Source organism: Nocardioides sediminis (assembly GCF_003047295.1).
GTDB lineage: Bacteria > Actinomycetota > Actinomycetes > Propionibacteriales > Nocardioidaceae > Nocardioides > Nocardioides sediminis.
This window is the reverse complement of sequence record NZ_PZYZ01000002.1, coordinates 822,793-845,828: the sequence shown is the minus strand read 5'-3', so window position 1 is coordinate 845,828 and position 23,036 is coordinate 822,793. Positions and strand designations below refer to the sequence as shown.

Here is a 23,036-nt window from a genome sequence, read left to right as displayed (position 1 = left end):
GGGCGCCGGTGCACAGCACGCTCTCCGCAGCGAGGAGGCCGGCGGTGTCTAGGCCTCGCTGCGGCAGCGAAGAAGGAGGCTGCGCGTCATGATGCGTCCAGCGTAGACCCGTGGGCCCGGGACCGCCTCCCGGTCCCCGGTCCGTGAGACGCGGGCACCTGGTCCTGTACGACGCTCAGGCGCGGCCGCGGGCGGCGAAGGCGACCGCGGTGAGGTCGAAGGGGCCGTCCCCGAGCCGCTCGCGGCAGGTGGCCCGCACCTGCTCGCGGCGGACGGCGTCGAGCGCCGCGACGGCCTCGCCGACGGGACCCACGCCGTGCAGGTAGGGCTCCCACCACTCCTCGAAGCTCGGGTGCGTCACGGTGACGGCCATCTCCGTGCCCTCCACGTCGTGGAGGCCGGCCCGCTCCAGGATCTCGACCAGCTGGCCCTCGGCCCCACCTGGCAGGTCACGCTCCCCGGGGTGGTCGGGGTCCACCCCCTCCAACGCGGTCCACATCGGCGCCATCGGCTCGCGACGGCCGCGCAGGTCCCAGACCGTCGCCCCCACCAGGCCACCGGGCCGGGTCACGCGCGCCATCTCGGCGAGGCCGGCGACGGGGTCCTGCATGAAGTGCACGACCAGGCAGGTCCCGGCGAGGTCGAAGGAGTCGTCGTCGTGGGGCAGCGCCTCGGCGGCGGCCAGCCGGACGTCGACGCCGGGGAACCGGGAGCGGCACGCCTCGACGAACGGGGGCGACGGGTCGACGGCCGAGACGTGCCCGGCGCCGAGGCGGTCGACGAGGTGTCCGGTGAAGGCCCCGGGGCCGCACCCGACGTCGAGGGCGCGGTGCCCGTCGGACGCCTCCAGCCAGTCGACCAGGCGCCCGGCGAGGGGGCGCGAGTAGCGGCCCATGAACCTGTCGTAGGCCTCCGCCGCCACCTCGAAGCTCATGACTGCGGACGCTACTCCTCGGTGGGCCGCTCGTCGTCCCACGGCCGCGTTAGCCTCGCCCCATGGCCCGCCTGCTCGTCGTCCACCACTCCCCCACCCCGGTGGTGCGGGGGCTGACCGACGCGGTGCTCGCGGGTGCCCGCGACGACGCGGTCACGGGCGTGGAGGTCGTGGAGCGCGAGGCCCTGGCGGCGACGGCGGCAGACGTCCTGTCCGCGGACGGCTACCTGCTCGGCACGACGGCCAACTTCGGCTACATGTCGGGGGCGCTCAAGCACTTCTTCGACACGATCTTCCTCGAGGCCGGCGGGGCGCTGACCGAGGACGGGTCGGCGTCGGGCGGCTCGGGGGGCAAGCGACCCTTCGGGCTGTGGGTGCACGGCCGCTACGACACGACCGGCGCGGTCCGCTCCGTCGAGTCCATCGTCGGCGCGCTGCCCTGGCGGCAGTCCGCGCCGGTCCTCGAGGTGCTGGGCGAGGTCGGCGACCGCGAGCGCGAGGCGGCGTACGAGCTCGGCGGCACGATCGCCGCCTTGCTGAGCGAGTGATGCCCTCGTGATGCTCCGCCTGCTCGCGGTCCTCGTCCCCGCGCTGCTCCTCGCGGGGTGCACGGACGACGGGTCCTCGCCGTCGCCGTCGTCCTCTCCCTCCTCGCCGCCCCCTGCCTCCTCGCCGTCACCGACCGCCGTGGTGTCGCCGGAGCGTCCGGAGAAGAGTGGCTGCCACCGCCTGTCGTACGACGAGGCGATCGCGCCGGTCGTCGTCGGCACCGACGTCCCCTGCCGCCAGCGGCACACCTCCCAGACCTTCGAGGTCGGCCGTCTCGACCTCGTCAGCGACGGACACCTCCTTGCGGTCGACTCTCCCGACGTCCAGGACCGGGTCGCCCGCCGGTGCACGTCCCGGCTCGGACGGCATGTCGGCGGCACGGCGGAGGAGGTCAGGTTGAGCATGGTGCAGGCCGTGTGGTTCACCCCCTCGGTGGAGGAGGCCGCGTCGGGCGCGGACTGGTACCGCTGCGACGTCGTCGCCCTCGCGGGTGAGGGCGAGCTGCTGGCGCTGCCGCGGTCCTCGCGCGGCATGCTGGCCTCGTCGGACCGCTTCGCGATGTGCGGCACCGCCGCGCCTCGCGCCGCGTCGTTCGAGCGGGTCCCCTGCGGCGTCGGTGACCCCTCGTGGCGGGCGGTCGCGACCGTCGACCTGCCGGGGTCGGCGTACCCGACGGCCGCGCAGGCCGGCTCGCGGATGGAGTCCGCCTGCCGCGCCGCGGCCCGCAGCCGGGCGGACGACCCGCTGGACTTCACGTGGTCGGAGGAGCGTCCGACGCGGGCGCAGTGGAACGCCGGTCAGCGGTACGGGATCTGCTGGGCGCCGGACTGATCCGCGGGTCGGGAGGTCGAGGGACGAGCGTCAGCGAGCCCCGAAACCCCCGACACCACCGTCCACAGGGGCCGTTCTGCGCCGGCGCGATGTCGGTGGGCCCTGCTTGAGTAGGACCTATGAAGACGCCGACCGCTCCCGCTCTACCGGATACCCCGGCCGAGCTGCTGCGCGCGGTGCGCGAACGCAAGCAGGCCGCCGATCGCAACGACGTGGAGATGATGCGGCTCGGGGTGCACTGGGCCGACCTGCACCTGGCCGACCCGGAGCACGCGGAGGCGTGCTTCACCTCCCCGAAGACCTTCGCGGGTGAGGGGTCCCCGTCGATCGATGAGTTCTGCGTCCCGGAGTTCGCGACCATGCTCGGTCGCACGTGCGACAGCGCGGGGCGGTTCCTGACCGAGTGCGTGGAGGTGGCCTACCGGCTCCCGCAGCTGTGGGGCGCAGTCCAGGCCGGACTCGTCGCGGGGTGGCGGGCCCGGGTGATCGCGCAGACCACCCTCGACCTCACCCTCGAGGCCGCCACCTATGTGGACGAGCAGACCTTCTGGTGCGCCAACCGCCTCACCCCCTCCGCCCTGGGCAGGGTGGTCGACGAGGCCCGGGTCAGGTTCATGCCCGAAGAGGTCGAGAAGGCGCTGGAGAAGTCGGCGGACAAGCGCAACGTCACCTTCGACACCCAGCAGGTCTCCTTCGACGGCACCATGCACCTCGAGGCCGACCTGGAGATCCCCGGCGCCCTCGCCCTGCGCGAGGCGGTCGCATCGGGCGCGGAACACCTCGCGAAGCTGGGGTCCACCGACACCGTCGACGGGCGTCGGGCCACGGCGCTGGGTGACCTCGCCCTGCGGCAGCTGACCATCGGCTTCGACACCGACGAAGATCACCGCGATCCATCGGCGGTCGAGGAGCTCGCGCAGCGAGCCTCGAAACCAGCCGCTCCCGTGACGCAGGTCGTCATCTACGCCCACTTGTCCGCCGACGCGATCACCAGCCCGCTCGGGAACGGGTCCGGCACCGGCGAGGTGTTGTGTGCGCGAGTCGAGCAGGCCGGCCAGCGCCTGCTGTCGGTGGAGCAGGTCCGCGCGTGGTGCGGCCGCCCCGACGCCGCGGTGGTCGTCAAGCCGGTCATCGACCTCCGTGAACGGCTCGAGACCAAGGGCTACATGCCCACCGCGAGGATGCGGGAGTACGTGATCGTCCGCGACGGGACGTGCGTCTTCCCGTGGTGCGGCCGCAACGCCCGCCACGGCGACATCGACCACATCGTCCCCTACGACCACGACCACCCCGACCGCGGCGGACCCACGTCCACGGACAACCTCGCCGCGCTCTGCAGGCGGCACCATCGGCTCAAGACCAAGGGCCGCTGGCGGTACGTGATGACCGAGCCGGGTGTGTTCGAGTGGACCAGTCCGCTGGGTTGGACCTACCGCTGCGACCACACCGGCAGCCGGTGCACCGGACGCGCCTGGCCCGAATCCGGCCCTGCTCTCGGGGACGATCAGCCCGGGATGCCGGACCTGCACCCGCCCGACCAGTAGCCACCACGCCCCGCACCCCGCCACCAGCACCATCGGCGGGGCCACAGGCGCGTCCGGGCGGGCTGAGGTGGACTCAGCGCGGACCGCCATGTCCGGAGCACGTCCTCCGCGCACGTTCCCTAGGGTGCGTCCCGTGCCTACTCCTGTCGCCATCGCCGTCGCGGCCCTGGTTCGCGACGGGCGCGTGCTGATGGCCCACAGGAGTCCCGAGCGACGGTGGTACCCCGACTGCTGGGACCTCGTCGGCGGCCACGTCGAGCCGGGCGAATCTCCGGTGCAAGCCGTGGTCCGGGAGTGCCGCGAGGAGATCGGAGTCCGCGTTCTCGACCCACGACCGATCCCGATGGCGTTCACTGATCCCGGTATCGACATGCACGCATTCGTGGTCGAGCACTGGGAGGGCGAGCCGGTCAACGCCGCGCCCGACGAGCACGACCAGCTCCGGTGGTTCGGCGCAGCCGAGCTGTCGAGGCTGAAGCTCGCCGACCCTGCGAGTCTCACCGACATCGTGAGGGTGATCCGCTCGAGGCAGTCCGGCGGGCACCCCCGCCAGGATTCCTGATCCGCGGCCGACGGGCGCACCGATGGGCGCCACGTGCAGGACAAATGGGTTCGCCGTACGGCCGCGACCCTGGAAGGGTCGACCCATGGCGACGATCGCGCGGCTCGGGCCCCACGACTGGCAGGAGTTCCGCGAGATCAGGTTGCGCGCCCTGGCCGACGCCCCCACGGCGTTCAGCATGACGCTGGCCGACGTCGAGCAGCAGCACGACGACACGTGGCGCGACCGCCTGGAGCAGGGCGACCCGATCCTCGGCGTGCGCGACGACGACCACGAGGGCCTCGCCGCCATGGGCGCCGGCTGGCACCCGCCGGAGCACCCCGGGCGGATGATGGTCTGGGGGATGTGGACCGCTCCCGAGGCGCGCGGCCGCGGGCACGCGCGGTCGCTCCTCGAGTGGCTGGTCGACCACGCCCACGGTCGCGGTGTCACGACCGTCGAGCTGCACGTGACCGAGGGCAACGAGGTCGCTCGACGGCTCTACGAGCAGTGCGGGTTCATGGCCACCGGCGAGTGGGAGCCGCTGCGCGAGGGATCCGCGTTGCAGATCGAGCTGATGCGCCGCGACCTCGACCCCGCACGGTCCTGAGCCACCGGGCCACGGCAGGATCGCGGCCCATGTGGACCCATGAGCCGCCCGGCTACGACTGCCCGTTCTGCCGGATCCAGCGGGGAGTCCACGACGACCGCAACCAGCCCGGGGACGTGGTCGCGGTGACCGAGCTGGCCTACGCGCGCATCGCCCCGAAGTGGTGGCCGGGCAACGCGGGTGCCGCCCTGGTCATCCCCCGCGACCACCACGAGAACCTCTACGCGATGCCGCGCGACGCCGGACACGCCGTCTGGGACCTCACCCAGGAGGTCGCGACCGCGATCAGGACGACGTACGGCTGCGACGGCGTCTCCACCCGGCAGCACAACGAGCCGGTGGGCAACCAGGACGTCTGGCACCTGCACGTCCACGTGTTCCCGCGGCACGACGACGACCGGCTCTACGTCCGCCATCGCGAGGCGGCGTACGTCGATGCTGCGGCCCGCGCGCCGTACGTCGACCTGCTCGCCGGCGAGCTGGACCTCCCCCGCACCTTCGACTGACGCCGGACGGCCGGGCGTCAGAAGCCCAGCTTGCGCAGCTGCCGCGGGTCCCGCTGCCAGTCCTTGGCGATCTTGACGTGCAGGTCGAGGTAGACGGGCGTGCCGAGCAGCTTCTCGATCTGGGTCCGGGCGGCGGTGCCGACCGAGCGGAGGCGCGAGCCCTTGTGGCCGATGACGATGCCCTTCTGGGAGTCCCGCTCGACGTAGAGGTTGGCGTGGATGTCGAGCAGCGGCTTGTCGGCGGGGCGGCCCTCGCGCAGGTTCATCTCCTCGACCACGACGGCGATCGAGTGCGGCAGCTCGTCGCGGACGCCCTCGAGGGCCGCCTCGCGGATGAGCTCGGCGACCAGGATCTCCTCGGGTGCGTCGGTGAGCTCGCCGTCCGGGTAGAGCGGCGGCCCCTCGGGCAGCAGGCCCAGCAGCAGGTCGGCGACGAGGTCGACCTGGGAGCCGGACACCGCGCTCACCGGCACGATCTCCGCCCACTCGGTGCCGGTCTCCTCCCCCAGTGCCTGGATCGCGAGGAGGTGCTCGCCCAGCTGCTCGGGGGTCGCGAGGTCGGTCTTGGTGGCGACGGCGATCTTGGTCGTGCGCCGCACCTTGGCCAGCTCGTTGACGATGAACCGGTCGCCGGGACCGATCTTCTCGTTGGCCGGGAAGCAGACCGCGACGACGTCGACCTCCGCCCAGGTCGTCTTCACGATGTCGTTGAGCCGCTCGCCGAGCAGCGTGCGCGGACGGTGCAGGCCCGGGGTGTCGATGAGGATCAGCTGCCCGTCGGGGCGGTGGACGATCCCGCGCACGGCGGTCCGGGTGGTCTGCGGCTTGGACGAGGTGATGGCGACCTTGGAGCCGACGAGCGCGTTGGTCAGGGTCGACTTGCCCGCGTTGGGTCGGCCGACGAAGCTCGCGAAGCCGCTCCGGAACCCCTCGGGCCGGGTGCCGTAGATCGGACCCGCGGGGGCGACGCCGCTGACGTCGAAGTCCTTGTCGTGCTCGCTCATGGCGTCTTCTCCCGCGCTGCGTCGTAGTCGGCCCAGATCTCCTGGTCACTCTTCCCTGCCGCCTTGCCGGCGCGCCAGATGGGCCCCGGGTCGACGGCGCGCGGCTGGCGCTTCTGGCCGCCGCCGCGCCAGTAGCCCATCACGTCGTACGCCGCCGACGGCAGCGCGCGCTCGCGCATCAGGTGCTTGCGGATCGCCCGCATCTGGGCGGACTCGCCGGCCATCCAGAAGTAGCCCTCGCCCTCCGGCCAGTCGATGGCGGTGACGACGTCGGCGGTCGCGGTCTCGACGCCCTCGGGAGGCGTCGTCCACGTGACGTCCCCGGAGACGTAGTCGCGGATCGGCTCGTCGGGCGTCTCCACCCAGGCCGTGACCGGGACGGCGACCGACTCCATGATCCGGGCGATCGCAGGCAGCGCGGTGAGGTCGCCGACGAGCAGCAGCCAGGACGCGTCGGCCGGCATGTCGAAGGACCCCTTGGGCTCGCTCACCGTGACGGTGTCGCCCACGCAGTCCGTGGTCGCCCACTCGGTGACAAGCCCCGTCTCGTGGACCACGACGTCGAGGACGAGCTCCCCGTCGGCCCACGAGCGCACCGTGTAGTAGCGGGTCTGGAACTGCCCCGGCACGGTCAGCGCCACCCACTCGTCCGGGACGCCGGTCGAGGCGAAGCCCGCCAGGCCCGGCCCGCCGAGGACGAGGCGCACGAAGTGGGACGAGAGCTGCTCGCGGCGCAGGACCTGCGCGTCGTACCGGGCGGCTCGGGTGCTCATCCCGACAGGCTATCGGCGGGCCGCCGGCGTCATGGAATCGCCCGGTCGGCCTCCTCCAGCGCGACGGAACCGCCCGGTCACCAGTCGGGGCGCACCGGGAAGTCCGAGCGGCCGTCGGCGTGGTTGCGGGTCGCGAGGACGTGGTGGAGCTCGATCTCGTCGCGCTCGAACGCGACCCGGGACCCGGCCATGTAGATGCCCCAGACCCGCGCCGTGCCCTGACCCACCTCGGCGACGCACTCGTCCCAGTGCTCGGCCAGGTTGCGGTTCCAGTCGGCGAGCGTCCGGGCGTAGTGCATGCGCAGGTTCTCGGCGTGCTGGACCTCGAGGCCGGAGTCCTGCGCGGCCGCGATGATCCGGCCGGCGCCGATCAGCTCCCCGTCCGGGAACACGTAGCGGTCGATGAACGCACCCGTCTCCTGCCGCTTGTTGTGGTTGCGGGTGATGCAGTGGTTGAGCAGCCGGCCGCCGGGCCGCAGGCGTCCGCGGAGGTGGGCGAAGTACGCCGGGAGGTTGCGGACGCCGATGTGCTCGGTCAGGCCGATCGAGCTGACCGCGTCGAAGCCGGTCTCCATGACGTCGCGGTAGTCGAGGTGGCGCACCTCGGCGAGGTCGCCGAGCCCCTCCCGGTCGATCGCCTCCTTGGCCCACTGGGCCTGCTCGAGCGACAGCGTCACGCCGAGCGCCCGGACGCCGTGCTCCCGCGCGGCGTGCCGCACCATCCCGCCCCAGCCGCAGCCGACGTCGAGCAGCCGCTGCCCGGGCCGCAGCGCGAGCTTGCGGCAGACCAGCTCGAACTTCGCCGCCTGCGCCTCCTCCAGCGTGGTGTCCGGCTCCTCGTAGAGTGCGCACGTGTAGGTCATCGACGGCCCCAGCACCCGCTCGTAGAAGCGGTTGGAGACGTCGTAGTGGTGCGCGATCACCTCCGCGTCGCGGGCCATCGAGTGCCGCAGCCCCTCGACCGCTCGACGCCAGCGCGGCAGGTGCTCCTGCGGGGGCGGCGGTGGCGGCCGGAGGTGCGTCAGCCCCAGCCCGCGGGCGATCTCGACCGCCTCCGTCGGTGGCGGCACCCGGAACCGCGTGCGGTCCTTGAGCAGCACCAGCAGGTCGTAGGGGTCGCCCGGATGGACCCCCGTGACGTCGAGGTCCCCGCTCACGTAGGCGCGCGCCAGACCGAGGTCCCCGGGCGCGGTCATCAGGTGCGCCAGCCCCCGCTCGTTGCGCAGGTGCAGGCCCATCGTCGCGTCGGGCGGGCCCGCGCTGCTCCCGTCGTACGCCGTGAACCGCACCGGCATCCCGTCCCGCATCAGCCTGCCCACCGCGTCCCCGATGGCCATCCTCCGTCGAACGCCGCGCTGACTTCCCCGTTGGCTGCTCATCGTCCTCCCACCACCTTCTCGAAGAGATCCGTCATCCGACCGTCCGGGTCGTGCGCCGCCCGGACGCGCGCGAGGTTGGCCCCGTCGTAGAGCCGGTCGAAGTCGGCCCGCGCGTAGAACGCCTCGGAGTAGAGGCTCTTGTGACCGCCGAGCTCGTCGACCTTCGCCTCGATCGCGCGGTTGCGCGGCGCCGACGGCGCCTCGGGCCCGACCGGGACGTTGCCCCAGAACCCGACGTTGACGTACGTCGTGCCGCAGGTCAGCGGGTACGTCGGCCAGGGCCGCTCGGCGTCGTCGCGTCTCAGCGCGAGCGGGCACAGCCACACGGGCCGCATCCCCACCTCGTCGTCGAACCACGCGAGGAACTCCGCCAGCCGGTCGACCGGCACCTCGACGTCCTGGACGACCCGCTCCGCCTGCGGCCGCCCGGCCCGTCGGTCGAGCCGGTCCCCGACGTGCCAGCGCCGGTCGAGGGCGACCAGCCGCCAGTAGACGTCGGAGCGGCGCAGCCGACGCGGCCAGAGACGGCGTACGACGGGGTGCTGGGCGCCGAACGCCGCCGAGCACCAGAACCAGTCGGTGTCCCACCGCCACAGGTAGTCGTGCACCGTGAGCCGGTCCGTCGTCCGTCGCCGGAGCGATCGGTAGAAGACCTCCTGGCCCGTGTAGTCGCTGGTCGGCCCCGGCTCGTCGGTCCACCGGGCGAGCGTCAGGTAGAGCTCGTCGGGCGCGAAAGCCACCCCGTCCAGGCCGTCGACGCGCTCGCCGTCCCAGACCCGGTGCTCCACGATCGTCGACACCGCGGCGGCGAGGGCGTCGGCGCCGTCGAACCGGACGTGCCGCAACGCGACGTACTCCGGGACGCGCTCGAGCTCGATGCGCAGCCGGCTGGCGTAGCCCAGCGAGCCGTAGGAGTTGGGGAAGGCGTCGAAGAGCGCGTCGCCCGGCTTGGTGGTCACGACGTCGCCGGACCCGGTCAGCACGTCCATCTCCAGGACGGACTCGTGGGGCAGCCCGTTGCGGAAGCTGGTGGACTCGATGCCCAGCCCGGTGACCGCCCCGCCGAGCGTGATGGTGCGCAGCTGCGGGACCACGAGCGGGATCCGGCCGTGCCTGAGGGTGACCTCGACCAGGTGCTCGTAGGTGCACATGCCCTGCACCTCGGCAACGTCGCCGTCCACCTCGATCACGCCGGTGAGGCCGGAGACGTCGAGCCCGGGCCCGGCGCCGGCCCGGCCGCGGAAGAGGTTGGACGTCCGCTTGGCCAGCCGCACGGGCGCACCCGGCGGCAGCGCGGCGAAGGACTCCCTCAGCCTCGCCACGCCGACGGAGTGCTGCTCCCAGCCCACTGCCGTGCGCACGCCTCCACGGTATCCACCCGCACGGGCGGTGGAGCATCCCCCGGTTGGGGTGAGGTCAGGTGTGCAGCGGGGTGCCCAGGGTGCCCCGCGGGTCCCCGACGTGGACGACGACGCCGGGTCCGGCGAACTCGCGCACCGCCGCCAGGTCTGGCGCCTCGTCGCCGGTCCTCAGCACCACCGCCGCCTCCAGGCCGCGCGAGCCCGAGGCGATGGCCATCGCGACGCAGACCTCGAGCGCGGTGAGGGACAGCGACTCCAGGGCCACGCTCGCCGCGGCGTAGGTGCGCCCGTCGAGGTCGCGGACGGCGGCCCCCTCGGCGGCCCCCGTGCGGGCCCGCGTGGCGCGCGCGAGGGTGACGAGCTTGGCGTCCTCCGCGGACAGGTCGGCGTCAGTCATCGGTCGCGGTCTCCTCGTGCTCGGTGTCGTCCTCGCGGTCCTGGGCCAGGCCCACCAGCACGGTCCCGATCTTGTTGCGCCGGCCCGAGAGCCGCTCGGCCTCGAAGCGCAGGCCGTGGGCCTCCACGACCGAGCCGGGGATCGGGACCCGCCCCAGCTCCTTGGCCATCAGGCCGCCCACGCTGTCGACGTCCTCGTCGTGGACGGAGATCCCGACGAGCTCGTCGAGGTCGTCGACGGGGTAGCGCGAGGAGACCCGGAAGGTGCCGTCCTCGAGGTACTCGACGTCGGCCTCCTCCTCGTCGTACTCGTCGGTGATCTCTCCGACGATCTCCTCGAGCACGTCCTCGATGGTGATGAGGCCGGCCGTGCCGCCGTACTCGTCGACGACGACTGCGATGTGCTGGCGGCGCGCCTGGAGCTCGCTGAGCAAGGCGTCGACCGGCTTGGACTCCGGCACGTAGTGGACGGGACGCATCACCTCGTCGACCCGCTGGGTGAACTCGACGTCGGGCTGCTCGAAGTCGCGGCGGACGATGTCCTTGAGGTAGGCGATGCCGACGATGTCGTCGAGGTTCTCCCCCACCACCGGGACCCGGGAGAAGCCGCTGCGCAGGAAGAGCGACATGGTCTGGCGCAGGTTCTTGTGCCGCTCGATGTAGACGACGTCGGTGCGGGGCACCATCACCTCGCGGGCGATGGTGTCGCCGAGCTCGAAGACCGAGTGGATCATCTTGCGCTCGCCGGACTCGATGACCGAGGACGCCTCGGCGAGGTCGACGAGCTCGCGCAGCTCGGTCTCGGTGGAGAACGGCCCCTCGCGGAAGCCCTTGCCGGGCGTGATCGCGTTGCCCAGCAGGATCAGCCCCTGCGGCAGCGGCCCGAGCACGGTGGTGATCAGCGACAACGGACCCGCCGACAGGGTGGCGACCTTGCGGTCGTGCTGGCGCCCCACGGTGCGCGGCGCGACGCCGATGACGACGAACGAGACGACCAGCATGGCAGCGACGGCGGTGGCGTACGCCGGCCAGAAGTCGCCGCCGTAGAGGTCGTGGACCCACAGGGCGACCAGCACGATGGCCGCGATCTCGCACAGGAGGCGCAGCAGCAGCGCGGTGTTGAGGTAGCGCGCGGGGTCGTCGAGGATCGTCAGCAGCCGCTTGGAGCCCGACGCGCCCTCCGCGACGAGCTCCTCGGCACGCGCACGGGAGAAACCGCTGAGCGCCGCGTCGGCGGCCGAGAAGAGGCCGGCCGCCACGACCAGCACGGCTGCCACGACGAGCAGCCAGACGTCACCGCTCACCGGGTCGGACCAGGGGCGGACGCCCGCCACTCCTCCAGGAGCCGGGCCTGCAGGCCGAACATCTCCTCGTGCTCCTCCGGCTCGGCGTGGTCGTAGCCGAGGAGGTGCAGGATGCCGTGCACGGTCAGCAGCTCGATCTCCGCGACGGTGCCGTGGCCGGCTTCGGCGCCCTGCCGCTCAGCGACGGCGGGGCACAGCACCAGGTCGCCGAGGACGCCCTCCTCGGGCTCCTCGTTGACCTTGCCGGGTCGCAGCTCGTCCATCGGGAACGCCAGCACGTCGGTCGGCCCCTCCTTGTCCATCCACTGCGCGTTGAGCAGCGCGATGGTGTCCTCGTCGACGGCCTTGATGCACAGCTCCGCAAGCGGGTGCACGCGCATGCGGTCCATGACGAAGCGCGAGAGCGTCGAGAGGCGGCGTACGTCGAGCTCCTGCTCGGACTCGTTGAGGACCTCGATGCTCACCGGGTGGTCCCCCGCGGCCGCGAGTCGCGCTGGGCCGGAGTCGTCGGCTGCTGGGCGTCGAAGGCGTCGTACGCCGCGACGATGCGGCCCACGAGCCGGTGCCGGACGACGTCGTGGGACGTCAGCCGGTTGAACACGACGTCCTCCACGCCGTCGAGGATGCCCTCGACCACGCGCAGGCCCGACTGGACGCCACCGGGGAGGTCGACCTGGGTGACGTCACCGGTGACGACGATCTTGGAGCCGAACCCGAGCCGGGTGAGGAACATCTTCATCTGCTCGGGCGAGGTGTTCTGCGCCTCGTCGAGGATGATGAACGCGTCGTTGAGCGTGCGGCCGCGCATGTAGGCCAGCGGGGCGACCTCGATGGTGCCGGCCGCCAGGAGCTTGGGGATCGTCTCCGGGTCGAGCATGTCGTGCAACGCGTCGTACAGCGGCCTCAGGTAGGGGTCGATCTTCTCCGACAGCGTGCCGGGCAGGAAGCCGAGCCGCTCCCCCGCCTCGACGGCCGGGCGGGTGAGGATGATCCGGCTGATGTCCTTGGCCTGGAGGGCCTGCACGGCCTTGGCCATCGCCAGGTAGGTCTTGCCGGTGCCGGCCGGGCCGATGCCGAAGGTGATCGTGTGCTTGTCGATCGAGTCGACGTAGCGCTTCTGGTTGAGCGTCTTGGGGCGGATGGTGCGGCCCCGGTTGCTCAGGATGTTGAGGGACAGCACGTCGGCCGGACGCTCGGTGCTCTCGGCACGCATCATCGAGATGATCCGCTCGACGGTCTCGGACGTGACGCCCTGGCCGGTGCGGATGATGGTGACGATCTCGTCGAGGAGCCGCTCGGCCAGCGCCACCTCGGCGGGCTCGCCGGTGAGCGTGATCCGGTTGCCGCGGACGTGGACGTCGGCGTCGAAGGCGCGCTCGATGAGGCCGAGGTGCTCGTCGCCGGGGCCGAGGACGCTGACCATGTCGATGCTGTTGGGCACGACGACGGTGTGGGAGGGATGCGGAGTCTCAGTCATATGTGACTCCATGCTAGCGAGCGCGGCGGGGACGGCCCACCGGGTTCGCCGTACCGGGCGGACCGCGGACGTACCGTGTCCCCATGCCGGGTGCCGACCACGACGTCCACGAGTGGTACGACGAGGACCCCGACGACCACGACGACGACACCGAGCCGCAGTGGTTCCCCGGCCAGCACCTCCCCGAGGACGCCCGCCGGATGGGGCTGACCCACCACACGGTCGAGGGCGCCCTGCTCGACTTCGGCGGCCGCCTCGACTCCTCCAAGCCCTGGCACCGGATCACCGCCTGGGCCATGCTCGTCGTCTTCGGCCTGCCGGTGCTCTTCGCGGTGCTCCGGCTGCGCTACCTCTTCTGAGCCCCCTTCGGCGGCGGTCTACGGCTTGCTGACCTGCAGCATCCCCAGGCACATCTCGTCGGTGGTGCCCTCACCCCAGACGACGTAGCGGTCGGGCTGTCCCTCGAACGCGGGCAGCTGGTCGCGCAGCCACTGCACGTGCTTGCAGGTGACCTCCACGGTGTCGCCCGGCTGGAGCGACACGGGCTCGATGTCGCGAGCGCCCTGGTCGTCGAAGTCCCACACCGGGATGTCCAGCACGGTCTGCTCCCGGTCGGTGCCGGGGTTGGTGACCACCCGGATCTCCCGCCCGAGCAGGTGCATGTGCCCGCCCGCCGCGTGGATCGTCATCGGCTCGCGCACGGTCCGGGTGCAGCTCTGCACCTGTCCGGGGCGCGGCTCGCCGCCGCACAGCAGGTAGAGGACGTTGGCGGTGCGCGACCCCTCGGCGCCGAAGCGCTGCATGACGTCGAGCATCGAGCTGTCGCGGTCGCACAGCGGGCCGTCGTCGTACGCCGCGCGGCACGGCAGCTCGACGGGTGCCGGGAGCAGCATGGTGTGCAGCTCCTCGAGGTCGCGGGTGCCGGGCGCGAGCCGCAGCTGGGCGGCGGAGGTGTCGGGTTGCGTGCCGGCGAGCAGGTTGTAGTGCACCTGCATGACGATGCGGCTGCCCTTGGCCAGCCTGACCCCGTAGCCCGGCTTGCGCACCGACTCCTCGCCGCCCGGGGCCCAGGCCCCGATCCAGGAGGCGTCGTCGACGTCCTGGAACGTGTCGAGCCCGGTGCCGCCGAAGCACGTCCAGCCCTCGCCGTCCTCGGCCGCATCCTTCTCCTCGGCCACGGCGACCTGGGCGGCCGGCACCTGGAAGAGGATCACGTGGTGGACCACGTCCGGGTTGCCCGGCTGCACCGTCGTGCCGGTGAGCCAGGTGTCGCGCTCGAGCCCGGGGTCGAGGAGGAAGCAGCGGTAGTCGTCGGTGCCGCTGCCGTAGGGGGCGGACGGCGTGTAGGCAGCCGGCATGGTGAGGGTCTCGCGCCGCTCGCCCCTGCGCAGCGGCACCTCGGCGGCGGGCTCGGCGGACGCGTGTCCGTCGCCGTGCCCGGTGGCGCTGTCCTCGCCCTCCCCCGTCCGCTCGTCACCCTCCGCCGCGGCGGCGTCGGTCGCCTCGTGGCCGGAGGAGTGCTCCCCGTCGGTGCCCGAGCAGCCGGCGAGGAGGAGGACGAGGGCGGCGAGGGCCGCCGCGAGGCGGGTGCTCATCCCGGCGGCCACTGCAGCGAGCGTCCGCCGAGGACGTGCAGGTGGGCGTGGAAGACGGTCTGCCCGGCGCCGGCGCCGGTGTTGAAGACCGAGCGGTAGCCCTCGTCGATCCCCTCGCTCTCGGCCACGTCCGCCGCCGCCCGCAGCACGTCGGCGAGCCCGCTCGGCTCGTGGTGGGCCAGCTCGGCCGCGTTGGGGTAGTGGCTGCGCGGCACCACGAGCACGTGCGTCGGCGCCTGGGGGTTGATGTCGCGGAAGGCGATCGTCGTCTCGTCGGCGCGCACGATGTCGGCCGGGACGTCACCGGCCACGATCTTGCAGAAGAGGCAGTCGTCGGGACGTTCGGGCGCGGTCATGCTGCCCAGCGTAGATCCGCGGTCCCCGGCGTGTAACCGGAACGGGTCGCCGTACGTCCCACTAGCGTGAATCGCATGCGCACCGCTTCCCTGGCCCTGTACGCCGCCCTCACCGTCGGGCTGGCCTCGGGCCTGTCCGCCTGCTCGGAGGACGAGCCGGCCGACGACCGGGCCACGACCGGTGCCACCGCCACCGACTCGGCCACCGACACCGCGACCGACACGGACAGCCCCGAGCCCAGCGAGCAGCCGACGGAGGCCCCCTCGGACACGGGCTCGGAGTCGCCGGGTGAGGCCGCAGGTGCAGGCGGGACGGCCGTCCCGGTCTACTACGTCGGCGACACGCCGCAGGGGCCCCGGCTGTTCCGTGAGTTCCAGCAGGTCTCGGGCGACCCGCTGCTGGAGGCGGCCCAGCTCGTCGACGGCGGCACCCCGCAGGACCCCGACTACCGCACCGAGTGGCCGAGCGTGGGAATCGAGTCCGTGCAGGCGACCGACGGCGTACTGCTGGTGACCATCGCCGGCGACGGCTTCACCGACCGCCCCGACGGGATGTCCAAGCGCTCGGCGAGGCTCGCCGTGCAGCAGCTCGTGTACACGCTCCAGGGCGTCCAGCAGGAGCGGGTGCCCGTGGTCTTCCAGCGCAGCGGCGCCGGCTCCACCCTCTTCGGCATCGACACCGGCTCGCCCGTCTCCAACGCCCCGGCCCTCGACGTGCTGGGCCTGGTCAACATCACCTCGCCCGAGCAGGGCGAGGTGGTCGAGGGCGACACCCTCGAGGCGAGCGGGGTGGCGTCCTCCTTCGAGGCCACCGTGCCGTGGGAGATCCGTCGTGGGAACGAGGTCGTCCTCGACGGCTTCGCGACCGCGGAGGGCTGGATGGACCGGCTCTACCCGTGGGAGGCCTCCATCGACGTCTCCGGTCTCGAGCCGGGTGGCTACACCTTCGTCGCGCGCACCGACGACCCCTCCGGGGGCGCCGAGGGCGCCGGGCCGCACGAGGACAGCAAGGACTTCACCCTCCGCTGACCGGGCGCTGACCGGGCAGTTTCGTACCGCTGGAACCACGTGACCGGGCCGTACCTGACCGCTGGGTCGCAACCCAGGTGCATGGAAGTGCCCGGTCGGCACCATCCAGCGCGACGAAAGCGCCCGGTCAGCGCCAGCGGTCGGTTCGGGAGAGCAGCGCGGCGACGGCGACGACGCCCGCGGTCGACGTACGCAGCACCTCGTCGCCGAGGCGGACGGTGACGGCTCCGGCCGCCTCCAGTGCCGCCAGCTCCTCGGGAGCGATGCCGCCCTCGGGGCCGACCACGACGACGACCCGACCCGACGCGGGCACCTCGACGCCGGACAGCGGCACGGACGCGTCCTCGTGGAGCACGACGGCGAGGTCGGCCTCCGCCACCAGCTCGCGGACCGCGTCCGTGGAGGCGAGCGGTGTCACGGTGGGCAGCCAGGAGCGGCGCGACTGCTTGCCGGCCTCGCGGGCCGTGGCCTGCCACTTCGCGTGCGCCTTGACGGCGCGCTCGCCCTTCCACACCGCGACCGAGCGGGACGCGGCCCACGGGACGACGACGTCGACGCCGACCTCGGTCAGCACCTCGACGGCCAGCTCGCCGCGGTCGCCCTTGGGCAGCGCCTGCACGACGGTGAAGGCCGGCGACGGCTTGTCGGAGGACGCCACCGTGGCGACCTCGACCGTGAGGGAGCGCTTGCCGGTGGCCGTCACCGCCCCGGTCACCGAGCGGCCCTCGCCGTCGGTCAGCACCACCTGCTCGCCGACGCGCAGGCGGCGCACAGCGACGGCGTGGTGGGCCTCGTCGCCGGTCACCTCGACCGTCGCGCCGACGGCGACGCCGTCCAGCGACGGGACCAGGTGGACCGGGAGGCTCATGCGGCCGCGCCGCTCGGTGCTGCCATCAGTGCTGGTTGAACGCGTCGCGCAGCCGACCGAACATCGACTTCTGCGGCGCCTGGACAGCACCGTCCGGCGACTCCTCGCCGCGGATGGCGGCCAGCTCGCGCAGCAGCTCCTCCTGGCGGGCGTCGAGGCGGGTCGGGGTGTCGACGACGACGTTGACGACGAGGTCGCCGCGACCGCCGCGCAGCCCCGGGACGCCGAAGCCGCGGAGCACCTGCTCGCTGCCGGACTGGGTGCCGGGACGGATCTCCAGGTCGTAGTCGGTGCGCACCTCGGAGTCCTCGGGAGTCTCCAGGTCGGCCTCGAGCAGCGGCAGGGTCAACGTGGTGCCCAGCGCGGCGGCCGTCATCGGCAGCGTCACCGTGCAGTGCAGGTCGTTGCCGTGCCGGGTGAAGGTCGGGTGCGGCTCGACGTGGATCTCGACGTAGAGGTCACCGGGCGGGCCGCCGCCGGGGCCGACCTCGCCCTGCTCGCTGAGCTGGACGCGGGTGCCGTGGTCGACGCCGGCCGGGATCTTGACCGTCAGGTTGCGGCGCGACCGGACCCGGCCGTCGCCGGAGCACTCGCGGCAGGGGTCCGGGATGATCTGGCCGAAGCCGCGGCAGGCCGCGCACGGGCGCAGGGTGCGGATCTCGCCGAGGAACGAGCGCTGCACCTGGGCCACCTCACCGGCCCCGCGACAGGTCTCGCAGGTGATCGGCTGGGTGCCCGGCGACGCGCCGTCGCCGTGGCAGGTCGTGCACACGACCGCCGTGTCGACCTTGAGGTCCTTGGTGGTGCCGAAGGCAGCCTCGGCGAGCTCGATGTCGAGCCGGATGAGGGCGTCCTGGCCGCGGCGCACGCGCTGGCGGGGTCCGCGACCCTGGCCGCCGGCGGCGCCACCGGGCGCCCCGCCGCCGAAGAACGCGTCCATGATGTCGGTGAACGAGAAGCCCTGGCCCTGGCCGAAGCCTGCCGCGCCGCCGCCGAACGGGTCGCCGCCGCGGTCGTACGCCGCGCGCTTCTGCGGGTCGGAGAGGACCTCGTAGGCGCGGGAGACCTCCTTGAACCGGTCCTGGGTCTCGGGGTCGGGGTTGACGTCCGGGTGGAGCTGGCGGGCCAGCCCGCGGTAGGCCTTCTTGATGGTGGCCGCGTCAGCGTCGCGGGAGACGCCGAGCAGCTCGTAGAGATCCTGGGTCACTGGTGTCCTTCGTCGAGGATCCGGGAGACGTACCGCGCGACGGCGCGCACGGCAGCCATGGATCCGGGATAGTCCATGCGGGTCGGCCCCACCACGCCGAGCGTGGCGAAGGCCTGGTCTGCTGGGCCGTAGCCGGTGGCCACGACGCTGGTCGAGGAGAGCTCGGAGTAGGGCCCCTCGTGCCCGATGCGCACGGTGACGGCGTCGCCGCTGGTCGCCTCGCCGAGGAGCTTGAGCAGCACGACGTGCTCCTCGAGCGCCTCGAGCAAGGGCCGGACGGCGGTGTCGAAGCTGTCGCCGTAGCGGGCCAGGTTGGCCGCCCCGCCGACGGCGACACGCTCGTCGCTGCGGTGGTCCGACATCGCCTCGGTCAGCGCGGTGGTGAGGCCGCGCGCGAGCGCGGCCGCGTCGGGAGGCACCTCCTCGGGGAGGCGGCCCAGCGCCTGGATGGCCTCGGCGATCCGCTCGCCCGCTGCCGCCTGGTTGATGCTCACGCGCAGGTCGGCGAGCTGCTCCTCGCTGACCTCCGCACCGTGCTCGACCAGCCGCTGCTCGACGCGCCCGGTGCTGAGGATGAGGATCACCATGACGCGGGTCGGGGTCAGCGACACCAGCTCCACGTGGCGCACCGTGCTGCGCGACAGCGTGGGGTACTGCACGATCGCGACCTGCCGGGTGAGCTGGCTCAGCAGCCGCACCGAGCGTCGTACGACGTCGTCGAGGTCGACCGCGCCGTCGAGCAGCGTGGTGATGGCGCGGCGCTCGGCCGCGCTCATCGGCTTGACGCCGGTGAGCCGGTCGACGAAGAGCCGGTAGCCCTTGTCGGTGGGCACCCGCCCCGCGCTCGTGTGCGGCTGGTGGATGAAGCCCTCGTCCTCGAGCGCCGCCATGTCGTTGCGCACGGTCGCCGGCGACACCCCGAGGCTGTGCCGCTCGACGAGGGCCTTGGAGCCGACCGGCTCCTCGGTGGCGACGTAGTCCTCGACGATCGCCCGGAGGACGGCGAGCCTGCGGTCCTCGCTCATGCGTCCCTCCTGTCCGGTTGCTCGTCTGGCACTCGCTGATCGTGAGTGCCAAGCCTACTAGGGTCGGTCCCATGACTGACACCAGCGAGCCGTCCTTCGTCGAGGTGGCCGACCGCGTCTGGGTCGCCCACCACGACTGGATGCACGTCAACATCACCCTGGTGGGCGGTGCGGACGGCCTGGTGATGGTCGACACGCACGGGTCCGCGCACGCGGCACGCCAGGTCGCGGACGCCGTACGACGCCTCGGCGCCGGGCCCGTGACGGCGCTGGTCAACACCCACGACCACTGGGACCACTGGTTCGGCAACGACGTGATGGTCACCGCGCTCGGCGACGTGCCCATCCACGCCACGGACTTCGCGCTCGAGCAGATGGCGCGCACCGGAGACCGGCCCGACGCCGAGCAGTTCACCGGCAACGCCCGGGCCGAGGAGATCCTCGACACCCCCCTGCGGCCCGCCACCCACGGCTTCTCCTCCGCCGTCGCCCTCGACCTCGGCGACCGGGCCGTCGAGCTCATCCACCCCGGACGCGGCCACACCGCCGGCGACCTCGTCGTCCGGGTTCCCGACGCCGACGTGATCGTCGCCGGGGACCTCGTCGAGGAGTCGGACAAGCCGTTCATCGGCGACGACTCGTTCCCGCTGGAGTGGCCGCTGACCCTGGACCTGGTGCTCGGCCTGACGACCGACGCGACCGTCGTCGTCCCCGGGCACGGTCGGCTCGTCGACAAGGACTTCGTGCACGAGCAGCGCACCGAGCTCGGGATCATCGCCGAGACGGTCCGCGACCTCGCGAGCCGCGGCGTGCCGGTCGGGCGGGCCCTCGACGAGGGCGAGTGGCCGTGGGACCGGAGCCTGCTCGCCTCCGCGGTGCGGCTGGGCTACGAGCACCTCCCCCGCAGCCAGAAGCGGCTGCCGCTCATCTGACCCCGCCCATCCGTCGGGGGGTTTACGCGGCGGCGGCGCTCGCGTAGGAACGACGCATGACCGAATCCAGCGATGTGCCCCAGGCCAGCTCGACCACCAGCGAGGCCGACGCCGACCACGAGGGCGGCTCCGCGTCCCCCGACGACCAGCAGCTCGCCGGCGTCTCCGACGACCAGCTGCCCGAGGACCTCCAGCCCGGTGAGGACAACCCGCTCGCCGAGCCCCTCGATCCCGACGACGAGGCCACCAAGGACCGCGACGAGCTCGGGATGGACGACACGCAGGACGACACCACCGGCACCTACGAGTCCTCGGGCGAGACCCCGAGCACGGAGGACTCCGACTCGGGCTCCGACGAGGAGACCGACCCCGAGTCCGTCAGCGGCGACGGCGCCCAGGGCGCCGGCATCTCCGGCTGACGACCGGCTCGCGACGTGACCCGGCGGCGTGGCACCCCCACGCCGCCGGGTCGCCCGCCTAGCGTTGTGCGGTGCCTTCCCCCGCAGACCGCTACGGCTCCGACGTCCTCGCCACCGACTGGCGCGCCCCGAGGAACGGGCGTGCCGCCGAGACCCCGGCCGAGCTCGGCCAGGTCGTCGAGGAGGTCACCACCGACTGGTGCGGCGAGGTCGTCGCCGTCGACCGGGACCTCGACACGCTGACGCTCGAGGACCGACGCGGCAAGCGGCGTACGTTCCCGCTCGGCCCCGGCTTCCTGCTGGAGGGCCGTCCCGTGGTGCTGACCCGCCCCGTCACCCGCTCCGCGCCGGCCCGTCCCACGCGTACGGCGAGCGGCTCGGTCGCCGTCCACGGCGCCAAGGCCCGCGTCGCCCGGGCCAGCCGGATCTTCGTCGAGGGCCGCCACGACGCCGAGCTCGTCGAGAAGGTCTGGGGCGACGACCTGCGCATCGAGGGCGTGGTCGTCGAGTACCTCGGCGGCGTGGACGACCTGGCCGACCACCTGCGCGACTTCGGACCCGGGCCCCAGCGGCGGGTCGGGGTGCTCGTCGACCACCTGGTCCGGGGCTCGAAGGAGAGCCGGATCGCGGCCAGCATCGCCAAGTCCGAGGTCGGCAAGCACGTGCTGATCGTCGGCCACCCGTTCATCGACATCTGGCAGGCCGTCAAGCCGCAGCGCCTCGGCTTCGAGCGCTGGCCCGACGTGCCCCGGTCGATCGACTGGAAGACCGGCACCTGCCAGCAGCTCGGCTGGCCGCACCGCGACCAGGCCGACATCGCGCGGGCCTGGAAGCACATCCTGGGCGGCGTGCGCGGCTTCGAGGACCTCGACCCCGCGCTGCTCGGGCGGGTCGAGGAGCTGATCGACTTCGTCACCGCTCCCGGCTCCTGAGATCGATCCGCGCCGGGTAGTTTGGGGCGATCTCGTAGGCGGAACCGCCCTCAGACCACCGATTTCGTCCCAAACTACGTGGGTCAGGCGGTGAGGTCGCGCACCACGGCGTCGGCGAGCAACCGACCACGCCGGGTGAGCACGAGCCGCTCGGTGACCAGCTCGACGAGCCCCTCCTCCACCAGCCGCGCCACCTGGGCGCGACCGGTGCGGCCCAGCGCCAGCACCGGCAGCCCGTCGCGCAGCCGGATCTCGAGCAGGATCCGCTCGAAGCGGCGGTCGGCCTCGGAGAGCAGCTCGCGACCCTGCGCCGGGCTCAGGCCGGCGGCCAGCCGGTCGGCGTACGCCGCGGGGTGCTTGACGTTCCACCACCGCACGCCACCGATGTGGGAGTGGGCCCCCGGGCCGGCACCCCACCAGTGGCCGCCGGTCCAGTAGAGCATGTTGTGGCGGCAGCGGCTCTCGGGCCGTCGCGCCCAGTTGGAGACCTCGTACCACTCCAGCCCGGCGGCGGTGAGGCGCTCGTCGGCGAGGTCGTACTTGTCGGCCGCGTCGTCCTCGTCGGGCACCGGCAGCTCCCCGCGCCGGACCCTTCGGGCCAGCGCGGTGCCCTCCTCGACGATGAGGGAGTAGGCCGAGACGTGGTCGGGCTCGCAGGCCAGCGCGGCGTCCAGGCTGGTCTCCCAGTCGGCCAGCGACTCCCCCGGCGTGCCGTAGATGAGGTCGAGGCTGACCTCCTGGAAGCCGGCCGCCCGGGCCCACTGCACCGCGGCGGGAACCCGCAGCGGGTCGTGGGTGCGGTCCAGGACGGCGAGCACGTGGTCGACGGCGGACTGCATGCCGAAGCTGATCCGGTTGAAGCCGGCCGACCGCAGCTCCTCGAGGTCCCAGGCCGCGACGCTGTCGGGGTTGGCCTCGGTGGTGATCTCGACGTCGTCGGCCAGCCCGAACTCGGCGGCCGCGCTGGCGATCACCGCGCCGAGGTCCGCCGGCCGAAGCAGGGTCGGCGTACCCCCGCCGAAGAAGATCGTCTCGATCTTGACGTCGCGGTGCCCGAGGACCTTGCGGGCCAGCCGGATCTCGTCGATCACGGCCCCGGCGTACGACGACCGCGAGGCGCCGGGGGTGTCCCCGAGCTCCTCGGCGGTGTAGGTGTTGAAGTCGCAGTAGCCGCAGCGCACGGTGCAGAAGGGCACGTGGACGTAGAGGCCGAACGGGCGGTGCCCGAACTCCGCCCACGCGTCGTCGGGGATCGAACCGTCCGACGGCGCGGGGTCACCGACGGGTTGAGCGGGGGGCACTCGCCCATCCTGTCACCGAGGGGGGTCGGACGGGCACATCGAGGGTCGCGACGTGTCCGCCTCGACCGAGCCGGGAACGCGAACGGGTGCCGGTGGTCTCCCACCGACACCCGTTCGGCGTCGCGATCCTGTGCGGTCCTGTGCGGGGACCCGGAGCAGGGCC

The 23,036-nt window shown here is 72.8% G+C and carries 26 protein-coding genes; 11 read left to right on the top strand and 15 right to left on the bottom strand.

What is annotated here, in order from left to right:
• Positions 1-175: 175 nt before the first annotated feature.
• Positions 176-934 carry a class I SAM-dependent methyltransferase gene (locus DAI17_RS08785; RefSeq protein ID WP_107772474.1) on the bottom strand — a complete coding sequence of 253 codons (759 nt, stop codon included), beginning with the start codon at positions 932-934 and terminating at the stop codon, positions 176-178.
• A 62-nt stretch (positions 935-996) separates the two neighbouring features.
• Between DAI17_RS08785 and DAI17_RS08780 the strand changes: the two genes are divergently transcribed.
• From DAI17_RS08780 to DAI17_RS08755, 6 genes are all read left to right on the top strand, one after another.
• Positions 997-1,482 (top strand): flavodoxin family protein, encoded by a 486-nt coding sequence (locus DAI17_RS08780; protein WP_107772473.1) that lies wholly within the window; start codon positions 997-999, stop codon positions 1,480-1,482.
• 10 nt (positions 1,483-1,492) lie between these two features.
• Positions 1,493-2,314: a septum formation family protein gene (locus DAI17_RS08775; RefSeq protein WP_107772472.1), complete on the top strand. Its 822-nt coding sequence runs from the start codon at positions 1,493-1,495 to the stop codon at positions 2,312-2,314.
• Between the two features lie 119 nt (positions 2,315-2,433).
• The gene (locus tag DAI17_RS08770) at positions 2,434-3,858 is read left to right on the top strand and encodes an HNH endonuclease (RefSeq protein ID WP_107772471.1); all 1,425 of its coding nucleotides are present in this window, start codon (positions 2,434-2,436) and stop codon (positions 3,856-3,858) included.
• Between the two features lie 133 nt (positions 3,859-3,991).
• On the top strand, positions 3,992-4,420 hold the full coding sequence (locus DAI17_RS08765) for an NUDIX domain-containing protein (protein ID WP_107772470.1): 429 nt from the start codon (positions 3,992-3,994) through the stop codon (positions 4,418-4,420).
• An 85-nt stretch (positions 4,421-4,505) separates the two neighbouring features.
• Complete coding sequence (locus DAI17_RS08760) at positions 4,506-5,009, top strand: GNAT family N-acetyltransferase (RefSeq protein WP_159081429.1); 504 nt, start codon at positions 4,506-4,508, stop codon at positions 5,007-5,009.
• 29 nt (positions 5,010-5,038) lie between these two features.
• Positions 5,039-5,515 carry an HIT family protein gene (locus DAI17_RS08755; RefSeq protein WP_107772468.1) on the top strand — a complete coding sequence of 159 codons (477 nt, stop codon included), beginning with the start codon at positions 5,039-5,041 and terminating at the stop codon, positions 5,513-5,515.
• Positions 5,516-5,532: 17 nt separating this feature from the next.
• Here DAI17_RS08755 and era read toward each other — a convergent pair whose 3' ends face one another.
• The 8 genes from era to DAI17_RS08715 form a co-directional block, all read right to left on the bottom strand.
• A complete protein-coding gene (gene era, locus DAI17_RS08750) occupies positions 5,533-6,519 on the bottom strand; it encodes a GTPase Era (protein ID WP_107772467.1) in 987 nt (328 codons plus the stop codon).
• A complete protein-coding gene (locus DAI17_RS08745) occupies positions 6,516-7,292 on the bottom strand; it encodes a siderophore-interacting protein (RefSeq protein WP_107772466.1) in 777 nt (258 codons plus the stop codon). The genes era and DAI17_RS08745 overlap by 4 nt, the downstream gene beginning before the upstream one ends.
• 77 nt (positions 7,293-7,369) lie before the next feature.
• Positions 7,370-8,629: a class I SAM-dependent methyltransferase gene (locus tag DAI17_RS08740; protein ID WP_199905007.1), complete on the bottom strand. Its 1,260-nt coding sequence runs from the start codon at positions 8,627-8,629 to the stop codon at positions 7,370-7,372.
• Positions 8,630-8,667: 38 nt separating this feature from the next.
• On the bottom strand, positions 8,668-10,032 hold the full coding sequence (locus DAI17_RS08735) for an FAD-binding oxidoreductase (protein WP_234412396.1): 1,365 nt from the start codon (positions 10,030-10,032) through the stop codon (positions 8,668-8,670).
• A gap of 55 nt (positions 10,033-10,087) precedes the next feature.
• Positions 10,088-10,429 carry a cytidine deaminase gene (locus tag DAI17_RS08730; RefSeq protein WP_107772463.1) on the bottom strand — a complete coding sequence of 114 codons (342 nt, stop codon included), beginning with the start codon at positions 10,427-10,429 and terminating at the stop codon, positions 10,088-10,090.
• Positions 10,422-11,732: a hemolysin family protein gene (locus DAI17_RS08725; protein ID WP_107772582.1), complete on the bottom strand. Its 1,311-nt coding sequence runs from the start codon at positions 11,730-11,732 to the stop codon at positions 10,422-10,424. Before DAI17_RS08725 ends, DAI17_RS08730 begins: the two co-directional genes overlap by 8 nt.
• Positions 11,729-12,196 carry an rRNA maturation RNase YbeY gene (gene ybeY / locus DAI17_RS08720; RefSeq protein ID WP_107772462.1) on the bottom strand — a complete coding sequence of 156 codons (468 nt, stop codon included), beginning with the start codon at positions 12,194-12,196 and terminating at the stop codon, positions 11,729-11,731. Before ybeY ends, DAI17_RS08725 begins: the two co-directional genes overlap by 4 nt.
• A complete protein-coding gene (locus DAI17_RS08715) occupies positions 12,193-13,209 on the bottom strand; it encodes a PhoH family protein (RefSeq protein ID WP_107772461.1) in 1,017 nt (338 codons plus the stop codon). The genes ybeY and DAI17_RS08715 overlap by 4 nt, the downstream gene beginning before the upstream one ends.
• An 83-nt stretch (positions 13,210-13,292) precedes the next feature.
• On the opposite strand from DAI17_RS08715, the gene DAI17_RS08710 reads away from it, so the two are divergent.
• Positions 13,293-13,568 carry a hypothetical protein gene (locus DAI17_RS08710; protein ID WP_107772460.1) on the top strand — a complete coding sequence of 92 codons (276 nt, stop codon included), beginning with the start codon at positions 13,293-13,295 and terminating at the stop codon, positions 13,566-13,568.
• An 18-nt stretch (positions 13,569-13,586) separates the two neighbouring features.
• Here the strand turns inward: DAI17_RS08710 and DAI17_RS08705 are convergent, their stop codons facing one another.
• Together DAI17_RS08705 and DAI17_RS08700 are read right to left on the bottom strand one after the other, a co-directional pair.
• Positions 13,587-14,804 (bottom strand): hypothetical protein, encoded by a 1,218-nt coding sequence (locus DAI17_RS08705; RefSeq protein ID WP_107772581.1) that lies wholly within the window; start codon positions 14,802-14,804, stop codon positions 13,587-13,589.
• Positions 14,801-15,160, bottom strand: a complete 360-nt coding sequence (locus DAI17_RS08700; protein ID WP_107772459.1) for a histidine triad nucleotide-binding protein — start codon at positions 15,158-15,160, stop codon at positions 14,801-14,803. Before DAI17_RS08700 ends, DAI17_RS08705 begins: the two co-directional genes overlap by 4 nt.
• Positions 15,161-15,235: 75 nt before the next feature.
• On the opposite strand from DAI17_RS08700, the gene DAI17_RS08695 reads away from it, so the two are divergent.
• Positions 15,236-16,189: a Gmad2 immunoglobulin-like domain-containing protein gene (locus DAI17_RS08695; protein ID WP_107772458.1), complete on the top strand. Its 954-nt coding sequence runs from the start codon at positions 15,236-15,238 to the stop codon at positions 16,187-16,189.
• Between the two features lie 127 nt (positions 16,190-16,316).
• Here the strand turns inward: DAI17_RS08695 and DAI17_RS08690 are convergent, their stop codons facing one another.
• Genes DAI17_RS08690 through hrcA form a run of 3 tightly spaced genes read right to left on the bottom strand, consistent with a single transcriptional unit; the run spans position 16,317 to position 19,289 of the window.
• Positions 16,317-17,057, bottom strand: a complete 741-nt coding sequence (locus tag DAI17_RS08690; protein ID WP_107772457.1) for a 16S rRNA (uracil(1498)-N(3))-methyltransferase — start codon at positions 17,055-17,057, stop codon at positions 16,317-16,319.
• A 25-nt stretch (positions 17,058-17,082) separates the two neighbouring features.
• On the bottom strand, positions 17,083-18,264 hold the full coding sequence (gene dnaJ, locus DAI17_RS08685) for a molecular chaperone DnaJ (RefSeq protein ID WP_107772456.1): 1,182 nt from the start codon (positions 18,262-18,264) through the stop codon (positions 17,083-17,085).
• Positions 18,261-19,289 carry a heat-inducible transcriptional repressor HrcA gene (hrcA, locus tag DAI17_RS08680; RefSeq protein WP_107772455.1) on the bottom strand — a complete coding sequence of 343 codons (1,029 nt, stop codon included), beginning with the start codon at positions 19,287-19,289 and terminating at the stop codon, positions 18,261-18,263. The genes dnaJ and hrcA overlap by 4 nt, the downstream gene beginning before the upstream one ends.
• 71 nt (positions 19,290-19,360) lie before the next feature.
• On the opposite strand from hrcA, the gene DAI17_RS08675 reads away from it, so the two are divergent.
• From DAI17_RS08675 to DAI17_RS08665, 3 genes are all read left to right on the top strand, one after another.
• Positions 19,361-20,221 (top strand): MBL fold metallo-hydrolase, encoded by an 861-nt coding sequence (locus tag DAI17_RS08675; RefSeq protein ID WP_107772454.1) that lies wholly within the window; start codon positions 19,361-19,363, stop codon positions 20,219-20,221.
• 56 nt (positions 20,222-20,277) lie between these two features.
• Positions 20,278-20,640, top strand: coding sequence for a hypothetical protein (locus DAI17_RS08670; RefSeq protein ID WP_159081428.1), 363 nt, complete (start codon positions 20,278-20,280; stop codon positions 20,638-20,640).
• Between the two features lie 71 nt (positions 20,641-20,711).
• Positions 20,712-21,572: a DUF3097 domain-containing protein gene (locus DAI17_RS08665; protein ID WP_107772452.1), complete on the top strand. Its 861-nt coding sequence runs from the start codon at positions 20,712-20,714 to the stop codon at positions 21,570-21,572.
• An 83-nt stretch (positions 21,573-21,655) separates the two neighbouring features.
• Here DAI17_RS08665 and hemW read toward each other — a convergent pair whose 3' ends face one another.
• Positions 21,656-22,873 (bottom strand): radical SAM family heme chaperone HemW, encoded by a 1,218-nt coding sequence (gene hemW / locus DAI17_RS08660; protein ID WP_107772451.1) that lies wholly within the window; start codon positions 22,871-22,873, stop codon positions 21,656-21,658.
• Positions 22,874-23,036 lie beyond the last annotated feature (163 nt).

What these genes read in the sequence shown, in the direction of transcription:
- DAI17_RS08690 (WP_107772457.1), bottom strand. Translation starts at nt 17,057, where the DNA reads ATGAGCCTCCCGGTCCACCTGGTCCCGTCGCTGGACGGCGTCGCCGTC.
- DAI17_RS08670 (WP_159081428.1), top strand. Translation starts at nt 20,278, where the DNA reads ATGACCGAATCCAGCGATGTGCCCCAGGCCAGCTCGACCACCAGCGAG.
- DAI17_RS08715 (WP_107772461.1), bottom strand. Translation starts at nt 13,209, where the DNA reads ATGACTGAGACTCCGCATCCCTCCCACACCGTCGTCGTGCCCAACAGC.
- DAI17_RS08705 (WP_107772581.1), bottom strand. Translation starts at nt 14,804, where the DNA reads ATGAGCACCCGCCTCGCGGCGGCCCTCGCCGCCCTCGTCCTCCTCCTC.
- DAI17_RS08710 (WP_107772460.1), top strand. Translation starts at nt 13,293, where the DNA reads ATGCCGGGTGCCGACCACGACGTCCACGAGTGGTACGACGAGGACCCC.
- DAI17_RS08745 (WP_107772466.1), bottom strand. Translation starts at nt 7,292, where the DNA reads ATGAGCACCCGAGCCGCCCGGTACGACGCGCAGGTCCTGCGCCGCGAG.
- era (WP_107772467.1), bottom strand. Translation starts at nt 6,519, where the DNA reads ATGAGCGAGCACGACAAGGACTTCGACGTCAGCGGCGTCGCCCCCGCG.
- DAI17_RS08755 (WP_107772468.1), top strand. Translation starts at nt 5,039, where the DNA reads ATGTGGACCCATGAGCCGCCCGGCTACGACTGCCCGTTCTGCCGGATC.
- DAI17_RS08760 (WP_159081429.1), top strand. Translation starts at nt 4,506, where the DNA reads ATGGCGACGATCGCGCGGCTCGGGCCCCACGACTGGCAGGAGTTCCGC.
- DAI17_RS08780 (WP_107772473.1), top strand. Translation starts at nt 997, where the DNA reads ATGGCCCGCCTGCTCGTCGTCCACCACTCCCCCACCCCGGTGGTGCGG.
- DAI17_RS08730 (WP_107772463.1), bottom strand. Translation starts at nt 10,429, where the DNA reads ATGACTGACGCCGACCTGTCCGCGGAGGACGCCAAGCTCGTCACCCTC.
- DAI17_RS08775 (WP_107772472.1), top strand. Translation starts at nt 1,493, where the DNA reads ATGCTCCGCCTGCTCGCGGTCCTCGTCCCCGCGCTGCTCCTCGCGGGG.
- DAI17_RS08770 (WP_107772471.1), top strand. Translation starts at nt 2,434, where the DNA reads ATGAAGACGCCGACCGCTCCCGCTCTACCGGATACCCCGGCCGAGCTG.
- hrcA (WP_107772455.1), bottom strand. Translation starts at nt 19,289, where the DNA reads ATGAGCGAGGACCGCAGGCTCGCCGTCCTCCGGGCGATCGTCGAGGAC.
- DAI17_RS08700 (WP_107772459.1), bottom strand. Translation starts at nt 15,160, where the DNA reads ATGACCGCGCCCGAACGTCCCGACGACTGCCTCTTCTGCAAGATCGTG.
- DAI17_RS08740 (WP_199905007.1), bottom strand. Translation starts at nt 8,629, where the DNA reads ATGGCCATCGGGGACGCGGTGGGCAGGCTGATGCGGGACGGGATGCCG.
- DAI17_RS08785 (WP_107772474.1), bottom strand. Translation starts at nt 934, where the DNA reads ATGAGCTTCGAGGTGGCGGCGGAGGCCTACGACAGGTTCATGGGCCGC.
- DAI17_RS08695 (WP_107772458.1), top strand. Translation starts at nt 15,236, where the DNA reads ATGCGCACCGCTTCCCTGGCCCTGTACGCCGCCCTCACCGTCGGGCTG.
- DAI17_RS08675 (WP_107772454.1), top strand. Translation starts at nt 19,361, where the DNA reads ATGACTGACACCAGCGAGCCGTCCTTCGTCGAGGTGGCCGACCGCGTC.